This is a genomic window from Nocardioides sp. P5_C9_2 (assembly GCF_054049555.1).
In genome coordinates this window covers 1-7,711 of the sequence record NZ_JBFUMD010000148.1, presented here as the reverse complement: position 1 = coordinate 7,711, position 7,711 = coordinate 1, and the positions used below count along the sequence as shown (strand labels likewise).

5 protein-coding genes and 1 pseudogene are annotated in these 7,711 nt (G+C 72.5%); 1 reads left to right on the top strand and 5 read right to left on the bottom strand.

Annotation, left to right across the window (positions count from 1 at the left end; translation table 11 throughout):
- Positions 1-451 (bottom strand): NUDIX domain-containing protein (locus ACXJKL_RS09490; protein WP_457206815.1); only part of this gene is annotated, 451 nt, incomplete at its 3' end.
- Between the two features lie 25 nt (positions 452-476).
- Between ACXJKL_RS09490 and pepN the strand changes: the two genes are divergently transcribed.
- Positions 477-2,924, top strand: a complete 2,448-nt coding sequence (pepN, locus tag ACXJKL_RS09485) for an aminopeptidase N (protein WP_457206814.1) — start codon at positions 477-479, stop codon at positions 2,922-2,924.
- Positions 2,925-3,012: 88 nt separating this feature from the next.
- Here the strand turns inward: pepN and ACXJKL_RS09480 are convergent, their stop codons facing one another.
- The 4 genes and pseudogenes from ACXJKL_RS09480 to ACXJKL_RS09465 form a co-directional block, all read right to left on the bottom strand.
- Positions 3,013-4,713, bottom strand: coding sequence for a CTP synthase (locus ACXJKL_RS09480; RefSeq protein WP_457206813.1), 1,701 nt, complete (start codon positions 4,711-4,713; stop codon positions 3,013-3,015).
- A gap of 11 nt (positions 4,714-4,724) precedes the next feature.
- Positions 4,725-5,600 carry a copper transporter gene (locus tag ACXJKL_RS09475; protein WP_457206812.1) on the bottom strand — a complete coding sequence of 292 codons (876 nt, stop codon included), beginning with the start codon at positions 5,598-5,600 and terminating at the stop codon, positions 4,725-4,727.
- Positions 5,600-6,799: a putative cytokinetic ring protein SteA gene (steA, locus tag ACXJKL_RS09470; protein ID WP_457206811.1), complete on the bottom strand. Its 1,200-nt coding sequence runs from the start codon at positions 6,797-6,799 to the stop codon at positions 5,600-5,602. The genes ACXJKL_RS09475 and steA overlap by 1 nt, the downstream gene beginning before the upstream one ends.
- A gap of 87 nt (positions 6,800-6,886) precedes the next feature.
- Positions 6,887-7,711: pseudogene (locus ACXJKL_RS09465) on the bottom strand (DNA repair protein RecN); the annotation flags it as partial.

Sequence of the window (7,711 nt, the reverse complement as noted above, 5' to 3'; positions counted from 1 at the left end):
CCAGGAAGATCTCGTGGACCTCCTCGGTGATGCCAGCACTCGCGTACGTCGACAGGAGGCGCTGCCACGACGTCGCGGCGAGCTCCGCCTCCTCGCGCAGCTCGCGCCGGGCGGTCTCGACGGCGGGCTCGTCACCGGCGTCCCGGAGCCCGGCGGGCAGCTCGACGAAGTCCTGGCCGTTGGTGTGGCGGTACTGCCGCAGGCACAGCACCCGCTCGTCGTCGTCCAYGGCCAGCACCACCACGGCACCGGGGTGCTCGAGGGAGAGTCGGCGGAACCGGTCGTCGGGGTGACCCGGGCGGGCGACCACGTCCTCGCGGAGGGCGACGATCCAGTCGTCGCGGTGCAGGTCGCGCGACTCGTGGACGGGCCAGGCGGCGGGCCGGTCGGCAAGGACGGCGTCCGGAGGTGCGGCCTCGTGACGATCCTCGTGACGATCCTCGGAGATCATGGGGACGACGCTATACGGTCGGCTCATGACCCTCCTGAGCCTGACCCGCGACGAGGCAGCGAGCCGATCCTCGATGCTCTCCGTCGAGCGGTACGACATCGACGTCGACATGTCCGACCTGCTGGACGGCGAGCGCTTCGCCTCGACCAGCACGGTGACGTTCACCTGCTCCTCCCCCGGTGCCTCGACCTTCGTGGACATCGCGGCCGACGTCCGGTCCGCGACCCTCAACGGCGTCGACCTCGACGTGTCCACCGCCGCCGACGGCCGGCTCCCGCTCCCCGACCTGGCCGCGCACAACGTGCTCGTCGTCGAGGCCGACACCACCAACACCGCCTCGGGCGAGGGCATCCTGCGCACCGTCGACCCGACCGACCAGCTGGTGTACGTCTGGACGAGCCTGGAGACCGACGAGGCCCGACGCCTGTGGGCCTGCTTCGACCAGCCCGACCTCAAGGCACCGCACCGCTTCACCGTCCTGGCGCCTGCCGCCTGGACCGTCACCTCCAACTCCGCGCCCGACTCCGTCGACGCAGCCGACGCCGGCGACGTGCGGGTCTGGCGCTTCCCCGACACGCCGCCCCTGTCGACGTACGTCGTGGTCGTCAACGCCGGTCCGTTCCACGAGGTCCGCCAGCAGCACGACGGCTACGACCTCGGCTTCTACTGCCGCCAGTCACTGCGTCCGCACCTCGAGCGCGACCTCGAGGAGCTGGTGACGCTGACCCGTCAGGGGCTGGCGTTCTTCGGTGAGAAGTTCGGCGTCCCGTTCCCGCAGGAGCGCTACGACCAGGTCTTCGTGCCCAACCTCGGCGGGGCCATGGAGAACTGGGGCTGCGTCACGTACGGCGACGCCCAGCTGTTCCGCACGCCGCCCACCCACCAGCAGCGCCAGGTGCGCGCCGAGTTCGTCTTCCACGAGATGGCGCACATGTGGTTCGGCGACCTGGTGACGATGCGCTGGTGGGACGACCTGTGGCTCAACGAGGCCTTCGCGTCCTGGGCGGCCAACTGGGGCCTGGCCAACGCCAGCGAGTTCACCGAGATCTGGTCGAGCTTCCTGGCCCTCTTCAAGCGCACCGCCTACGAGATGGACATGGGACCGGCCGCGCACCCCATCCGCGGCGAGGTCGCCGACGTGTCGGAGGCGATGGCCAACTTCGACGCGATCACCTACGTCAAGGGCCAGGGCGTGCTCCACCAGCTCGCGGCCTTCATCGGCGAGGACGCGTTCGTCGCCGGGCTCCAGGCCTACTTCGCGCGCCACTCGTGGGGCAACACGGTGCTCTCCGACCTGATGACGGCCTTCGGCGAGGCCGCCGGCCGCGACCTGGGTGACTGGACCCGCGCGTGGCTGGACCGGGCCGGCACCGACGTCCTCAGCCTCGAGGACGGCGTCCTGACGGCCCTCTCCCCCGACGCCGAGCCGCCGCGGCCGCACCGCGTCGACATCGCCTCGTACGCCGTCGTCGACGGCGGGCTGGAGGCCACCGGCACCACGCCGGTCGTCCTCACCACGCCCGAGGTCGCGGTCGACCTCCCGGACGGCGCGCTGCGGCTGGTCAACGCCGGCGACCTCACCTTCGCGGCCGTCCGGCCCGACGAGGAGTCGCGCCGGCTGATGTTCGAGCACGTCGCGGACCTGCCCGACCCGCTGTCGCGGGCCCTGGTGGTTGGCACCGCCTCCCAGCTGCTGCTGCTCGGCGAGCTGGCCCCGCGGGTCGCGGCGGGCGCCATGACCCGCGGCCTCGCCTCCGAGACCAGCCCGGCGCTGGTCGAGGCGTTCCTCGCCATGGGCATGCAGTTCGCCGACCGGTGGGCGCCCCGGGACGAGGCCCCGGCCCTGCTGGCGGCCTTCGCCGACGCGGCGATGGCGCTCGCGGACTCCGAGGCGCACCGCCAGCCGGCGTTGCGCTCACTGGCCGCCTCGGCGTCCACGGAGGCCCACTGGCGGGTCCTCGACGAGGCCGCCGGAGCCGCTGGCGACACCGACCTCGCGTGGCGCATCGCCGTGCGCCGGGCCGAGCTCGGCGACTACGACGCCGACGCGGTGCAGCGCCTGCTGGACTCCGATCCCGACCCGGACGCGCGCACCCRACGGCTCAACGTGCTGGCTGCGCGGCCCGACCTGGAGTCCAAGCAGGAGGTGTGGGACGCCTTCTTCGTCGACTACAGCGTCCCCGCCAGCCGCGAGACCCTGGTGCTGGGCGCCACCTTCTGGCGTCCCGGTCAGAGCGACCTGCTGGCCCCGTTCGCGATGCGCTACCTCGAGGAGCTGCGCACGCTCAAGGGTGGCCTGCTCAACCAGGGCCTGGTCATCCGGGCGATGTACCCGCTGGGCGTGGGCGACGAGAAGTTCCTGGAGGCTGCACGGGTCGCGTCCGAGGACCGGTCGCTCAGCGCCTACGCACGCAACCAGCTCGCGTCCAACACGTTCGTGCAGACACGGATCCTGCAGGCCCGTCAGCTCTAGCCCGTCAGCTCTGGCCCGTCAGCTCTGGCCCGTCAGCTCTGGCCCAACGGCTCTGGCCCAACGGCTCTGGGACAGGTGCCCGCCCCGACTACGGGGCGGGTACCTCCTCGTCGGCGTCGATGCGACGCAGCTCCTCATCGATCGGGAACCGCAGCTCCCGCTGACGCTCGATCGCCGCGCCCACGAGCCCGGCGAAGAGCGGGTGCGGCCGGGTCGGGCGCGAGCGCAGCTCGGGGTGCGCCTGGGTGGCCACGTAGTAGGGGTGCACGTCGGCCGGCAGCTCGACGAACTCGACGAGCCCGTTGTCGGGGTTGCGGCCGGAGAAGACCAGCCCGGCCCCTTCGAGCTGTCCGCGGTAGGCGTCGTTGAACTCGTAGCGGTGGCGGTGCCGCTCCTCGACGCGGTCGGCGCCGTAGGTCGCACGCACGACGCTGCCGGGCGTCAGCTCGGCGGGCTGGAGGCCCAGCCGCATGGTGCCGCCCAGGTCGCCCGCGCCCTCGACGTACTGCTTCTGCTCCTCGATCGTCGAGATGACCGGGGCGGCGGTGTCGGGGTCGAACTCGGTGGAGGCAGCGCCCTCGATGCCGGCGACGGTGCGGGCGTACTCGATGACCATGCACTGCAGGCCCAGGCACAGGCCCAGGGTTGGGATGCCGTTGGTGCGGGCGTAGGTGAGGGCGCCGAGCTTGCCCTCAAGGCCGCGGATGCCGAAGCCGCCGGGGACGCAGACCGCGTCCACGTCGTGCAGGTGCTTGTGGGCGCCCTCGTGGGTCTGGCACTCGTCGGAGGCGATCCAGCGGATGTTCACCTTGGCCTCGTGGGCGAAGCCCCCGGCGCGCAGCGCCTCGCCGACGGAGAGGTAGGCGTCGGGCAGGTCGATGTACTTGCCCACGAGCGCGACCGTCACCTCCTCCTGCGGGTGGTGCACGCGGCGCAGCAGGTCGTCCCACACCGTCCAGTCGACGTCACGGAACGGCAGGTCCAGGCGACGTACGACGTAGGCGTCCAGGCCTTCACGGTGCAGCACCTTGGGGATGTCGTAGATCGACGGCGCGTCGGCGCAGGTGACGACCGCCTCGTCGTCGACGTCGCACATGAGCGCGATCTTGCGCTTGATGCCCTCGGGCAGGTCCCGGTCGGCCCGGCAGACGATGGCGTCGGGCTGGATGCCGATGGAGCGCAGCGCGGCGACCGAGTGCTGGGTGGGCTTGGTCTTCAGCTCTCCCGACGGGCCGATGTAGGGCACCAGCGAGACGTGGATGAAGAAGCAGTTCTCCCGGCCGATCTCGTGCCGGGTCTGGCGGGCCGCCTCGAGGAAGGGCAGCGACTCGATGTCGCCGACCGTGCCGCCGACCTCGGTGATCACGACGTCGATGTCCTCGCCACCCATGGCGAGGATGCGGTCCTTGATCTCGTTGGTGATGTGCGGGATGACCTGGACCGTGTCGCCGAGGTAGTCGCCGCGACGTTCCTTGGCGATGACCGAGGAGTAGACCTGCCCCGTCGTCACGTTGGCGATCTGGTTGAGGTTCGTGTCGAGGAACCGCTCGTAGTGGCCGATGTCGAGGTCCGTCTCGGCACCGTCGTCGGTCACGAAGACCTCGCCGTGCTGGAACGGGTTCATCGTCCCCGGGTCGACGTTCAGGTAGGGGTCGAGCTTCTGCATCGTGACGCGCAGACCGCGCGACTTGAGCAGCGCTCCCAGGCTCGAGGCGGTGAGCCCCTTGCCGAGCGAGGAGGCGACGCCTCCGGTCACGAATACGTGCTTGGTCGGCGTCCGGTTCTTCACGGGGTTCTAGCCTACCCGAGCGGGACCGGGCCGTCGGCACCGGACACACCGAAGGATCCGCCGGGGGTGGCGAGTGCCCGAGCCAGGGCCAGCACGGCGGTCACCCGGCCGGCGGCCGTGTCGACCCCGTCGACGGTCGCGACCTGGGCCGAGACCGGCTCGGCACGCAGCCGGCCGAGCTGTCCCTCGCCACCGTCGCCGGTGTCACCGACGACCACGACGCCCGCCGCGGCCCGGTCGAGACCGGTCACGATGCCCGAGAGGATCGCGTCACCGCCCTCGRCGGCCGGCTCGTCGCCCAGGACCACCAGCACGAGCGGCGCCCGCCGGTCGACCTCGCCCGGTGAGGTCACCAGGTCGGCACCGGTGAGGCTCTCGAGGATCGCCCGTCCCTTGCCGTTCGTGGCCTCGCCCTCGGGCGTGGTGGTGGCGACCGCGAGGCCCATCAGCTGGCCGATCCGGTCGTACGTCGTCGCGTCGGCCGCGATGGCGTCCTTCTGCTGGGTCATCAGCTGGCTTCCGAGGGTGTCGACGAGCGTCTTCTGGTCGGGTCCGACCATGGTCTCGGTGAGGTCGTAGCGCGCCGACACGGTGCCGCCGGCGGCCGCGACCTGCTCGGAGAGGGCAGTGACGACCTGCTCGTCGGATCCGGGCACGGTCACCAGGGCGACGGAGCGCTCGGCCAGCCTCCCGGCCACGAGCGCCGGCGCGACCGCGCCGGTGAAGCTCTCGGCGTACGCCGCCTGGGGCGTCTGCTCGCTCGCGGGGCTCACCTCGGTGGGGGCGGCCTCGGTGACGTCGGAGAGCAGCCCCCCGCCGAGGACGATGCCCACGGCGAGGGCCACGAAGAGGGCCACGAGAGTGGTCAGGTGCTGGCGGAACGTCATCAACGGAAGAGTCCTTGCAGGCTGTCGATCAGGTCTGTGGTGGTGGGACCGGCGGCGGTGGCGATGGCGTCGGCCCACTCCTGGCCCACGGGGGTCACCCCGATGGCGGCCCCGAGGGCCACCAGTCCGGCCAGGGCCAGGGCGAGCAGGTGCCGGGGGCGCACCGCGCCGTCGTAGAGCCGCGGAACCGCAGCGGCGTCGACGAGGCGGGGGCCCACCTTGAGGCGGGTCAGGTACGTGCTGGCGAGGCCGGCACGCCGGCGGTCGAGGAAGTCGTCCAGGGTGGCGTGCATGCCCACGCCCACGATGAGGCTCGCCCGTCCGGTGTCGGCGAGAACCAGGGCCGCGTCCTCGGTGGTCGCCCCGGTCTCGAACCGCAGCGGGCGGATCCCGGAGCGGTCCAGGCGCTCGGTGGCCGCGCGGGTGGCGCCCCGCTCGACGAGGGCGATGACGTCGGTGGCCTTGCGGAGCACCTCGAGCGAGGGGAGGTCGTCGGAGGTGGCGCTGGCCACCACGATGTCGGGCTGGTGACCTGCGTCGCGCAGCGCGTCGGCGCCCAGGTCGACCCCGATGAGAACCGGCTTCTGCTCCTTGATGAAGGGCTTGATCCCGGCGAGCTCCTGCTCCCAGTCGTGCCCCCGGACGACCACGACGACCGGGCGGTCAGCCAGCTCGGTGGCGGTCCGCGGGACACCCCGGCCGTGGAGCAGCAGGTCCTGCTCGCGCCGGAGGAACTCGGTGCTGTTGTGGGTGAAGCTCTCCAGCTGGGCACGCAGCCCGAGCCGGGCGGACTCCATCTCGGTCTCGACGAGGTCCAGGTCGACCTCGCGTCCGGCGGCGACCTGGCGGTCGTCGACGTGCAGGACGCCCTCGTGGAGCCGGACGCGCGCCCCGTCCTTGACGGCCGTCAGCGCCTCCGCGCCGCAGCCGTCGACGACGACGACACCGGCCGCGGCCAGGACCTGCGGGCCGAGGTTGGGATAGCGCCCCGAGATCATCGGCGAGACGTTGAGGACGGCGCCGACCCCGGCGTCGACGAGCGCCTGGGCGGTCGAGCGGTCCATGTCCTGGTGATCGACGACGACGATGTCGCCGGGACGCACCCGCGTGAGCAGGTGGGCGGTACGACGGTCGACGCGGGCGGTGCCGGACAGGCCCGGCAGGGCGGGGGCGGAGCGTTGCCGCGTGGTGATCCTCATGACCGGCTCATGGTGTCAGCCGGGGGCGGCGCCTCGCGGGACGCCGGGCGCGGCGTGTCAGGCCGACCGGGTGAGCCGGGTCACTGCTCAGGCGCAGGCGCCGGCGCGGGCGGGGGCGGCGGTGTCGAGCAGCTCCCGGGCGTGGGCCCGCGCCGCGTCGGACTCCTCGACGCCGGCGAGCATCCGGGACAGCTCCTTCTCCCGAGCCGTGTCGTCGAGGACGACGAGGCCGGACGTGGTGACGGTCCCGTCGCTCTGCTTGTGCACGACGACATGCCGGTCGGCGTACGCCGCGACCTGCGGGAGGTGGGTCACCACGAGCACCTGGGCCCGCCTGGCCAGCACCGCCAGCCGGCGCCCGATCTCGATCGCGGCCTTGCCGCCCACACCGGCGTCGACCTCGTCGAACACGAAGGTCGGGACCGGGTTGGACTCCGCGAGGCTCACCTCCAGGGCGAGCATCACGCGAGACAATTCACCGCCCGAGGCCCCCTTGTGGAGGGGCCGCGGGTCGCTGCCGGTGTTGGCGGCCAGCAGGAACTCGACCTCGTCGAGCCCGCTGGCCGTGGCGCGCAGCCACGTGTCGCCCACCCGCAGCACGCCGGGCGTCGGGCGCTCCGGCTCGGCCACCTGGTGCTGGGCGACGGCGACGGTGACGACCGCGTGCGGCATCGCGAGCTGGGTGAGCTCGGCGCTCACCTGCGTCCCGAGCGACCCGGCCGCGACCTTCCGGGCCTCGGACAGGCGTGTGCCGGCCTCGGCGAGCTCCGCACGCAGCCGCCCCTGCTCGGAGCGCAGCTCGGCGATGCGGCCGTCGGTGTCGTCGAGGTCGAGGAGCCGCAGCGAGCCCTCCTGGGCCCACGTCAGGACGTCCTCGACCGTCTCGCCGTACTTGCGGGTCAGGGCGGTGAT

What these genes read in the sequence shown, in the direction of transcription:
- steA (WP_457206811.1), bottom strand. Translation starts at nt 6,799, where the DNA reads ATGAGGATCACCACGCGGCAACGCTCCGCCCCCGCCCTGCCGGGCCTG.